General features: G+C 67.0%; 1 protein-coding gene. It reads left to right on the top strand.

Going from position 1 to position 2,520, the window contains the following annotated elements:
* The coding region (locus Aple_RS55290) for a PH domain-containing protein (RefSeq protein ID WP_246265460.1) at window positions 1-1,798 on the top strand (1,798 nt) is incomplete at its 5' end.
* Window positions 1,799-2,520: the final 722 nt, after the last annotated feature.

Raw genomic sequence — 2,520 nt, 5'->3', positions numbered from 1 at the left:
CGCGGCCCACGGTGACGATTCGCCGTTCAGGGTGGGGTCGGATGCTGGGGTCGTTGGGCAGCATGGTGGGGTTGCGCCGGTGGCGTTGCGGCTTAGTTCGAAGGTGTTGCTGATCGATCCGGTGCGGATGTTGCCGTCGCTGCTGTTGCCGTTGGGTGGGGTGCTGGTCGCGGGTGGGTTTTCGGCGCGTTCGTTTGTGTTCGCGGCCATGGGTGTGGCGGGGTCGATCGTGTTCGCGGTCATCAGGTGGGCCACGTTCACGTACACGATCGTGGGGGATCGGCTGGAGCTGACCAGGGCGTTCGTCAGTCGTTCTGTTCGTACCATTCCGTTGGAGCGGATTCGTGGGGTGGATGTCAGCACGCCGCCGCTGCATCGGTTGCTCGGCCTGGCCGTGCTCAAGCTCGATACCGGAGCCGGGGGTGACAAGCAGGAAGGTGAGCTCAACGGGGTAACCGTCGAAGAGGCCGAACGGCTGCGCGCCGTTCTGCTGGCTCGCCGTGTCATTCCGACCGTCGCCTTGTCCGAGAGTTCCACCAGTTCCACCGGTACGTCCACCGGGATGACGCCTGCCGGCGAATCGGCTCCCGGGCATGGCGAGGAGCATTACTACATCCGGGTTCCCCGGTCCTGGCTCAGGTACGGCCCGCTGTCCGGCGCGTACCTGCTGACGCCGTTCGCCTTGGTCGCCGGTGCGGTCGGCCTGCTGTTTCAGTGGGGCGACGAGTTCGGCATCAGCGGCAGGGATGCTTGGGCGGTCGGCGAATGGCTGTGGGACCGCCCGCAATACCTGATCGTCGCCGTGATCGTCCTCGTGCTGGCCATGCCCTTCGTCGGCGGCGTCATGTATGCGATCTTCAACTGGGACTTCACCCTCAAATCGCGCGACGGCTACCTGGTCGCCGAACGCGGCCTGATCAACCGTCGTGCGGTCTCACTGGAACGCCGCAGAATCCGCGGCTACGAACTAGCCGAAAGCCCACCGGAACGCGTCGCCAAGCTGGTCAGAGTCTGGGCAGTGGTAACCGGCCTAGGCGACTCCCAAACCCGAGGCCAACTCCTCCCCGTCACCCCCAAATTCGCCGCCCTAGCCATCGCCGCCGAAGCAATCGGCCCATTCGGCCCCTCCAACGCCACCACCTCACCCGGTCAGGCCACCTCACCCGGTCAGGCCACCTCACCCGGTCAGGCCACCTCACCCGGCCAGGTCGGCCCATTCCGCCCTTCCAGCCAGTTTGGCCAGGCCCATCCGTCCGAGCACGATGCTCCCTCCGCCCAGGTTCCCTCGGGCCAGGTTCCCTCCGCCCAGGTTCCCTCGGGCCAGGTCGATTCGGCTGGTCAGGCCAGCTCGACTGGTATGCCGCTGCGTCCGCATCCGCCGCAGGCCCGCAGGCGGCGGCTGTTCCGCGCCATCTTTCCGTGGCTGTTGGTTGCCGCTGTCGCGGGAGTGCTCGGCTGGGGCGTCGTCGTGGTGATCGCCTTGGTGCTCGCTCTCCTGGGGATTCCGCTCGGGCTCGACCGGTACCGGTCGCTCGGTCACGCATACGACGGCGCTCGGCTTTCGGTGCGGTCAGGTTCGCTTCGCCGGACGCAGGCGATCGTCGAACGCCGGGCCATAGTCGGATGGACGTTCAAGCAGACGTGGTTCCAGCGTTCATCCAGGCTGCTGACCGTGATCGCAGGAGTCGGCGCAGGCAAAGGCGGCTACTCCGCGCTTGACACCGGCGAACGCCAAGGCGTGGAGTTCGCCGCCGAGGTCACCCCCGAATGGCTGAACCAGTTCATCGCCCGACCCTAACGATCCCAGCGACACAATCTGGCCCCACCGATCAGCCTCCCAGCGATCCGCTGAGCGATCAGGCCTCAGCGATCCGGCTAACAGGATCGGGCCTACGAGGACCCAACCCGACGAGCAGTCGCTGGGTTGCTCGCCGTTATCCGGCGCCGTTTGCGCTGGTGGTGGTTCTCGCCGGACCGGCGCCAAGAGCGGCAGCGGCGGTTTGGCGGGTGCTCAAGTCTGGGCTCAGCGATCGGGCCGGACCGGTCAGCCCAACCAGCGATCAGCTGGGCAATCCGCCCGCGAGCGATCAGCTGGACGCTCAGCCCACCAGCGATCAGCCGGATCGATCAGGCCCACATTGAGGTGGAGCGATCGGGCCGGAGCGATCTGATCTTAGCGAGCAGGCTGGGGCAAATCTGGGGCCCCGGCGGTCAGGCTGGGCGATCAGCCTCGTACGCTCGGAGCGATCTGGCGGCAGTGATCTGAGCTCAAGTGGTCAGGTCGTCAATCGCACGGTGGTGATCGACGGATCGCTCCGGCTGGCCTACCGCGACCTGTAGGACAGGTGCTTGCGCCAGGCGGGCGTGCTGGGCGGTCTGGGGATTAGTCGGGTTTGCGGGCGCCGAACATGATTTCGTCCCAGCTGGGGACTGAGGCTCGGCGGCCGCGGGACTTGCGGCGTGGGGGGGCCGGCTTGGGGGGAACCGGGGTTGGTGGGTCTGGCTTTGGGTCCTTGGGGG

This window comes from Acrocarpospora pleiomorpha, assembly GCF_009687885.1.
GTDB classification, from domain to species: domain Bacteria; phylum Actinomycetota; class Actinomycetes; order Streptosporangiales; family Streptosporangiaceae; genus Acrocarpospora; species Acrocarpospora pleiomorpha.
Note: the sequence above shows the minus strand (reverse complement) of the source record. Positions and strands in the feature narration are given on the sequence as shown.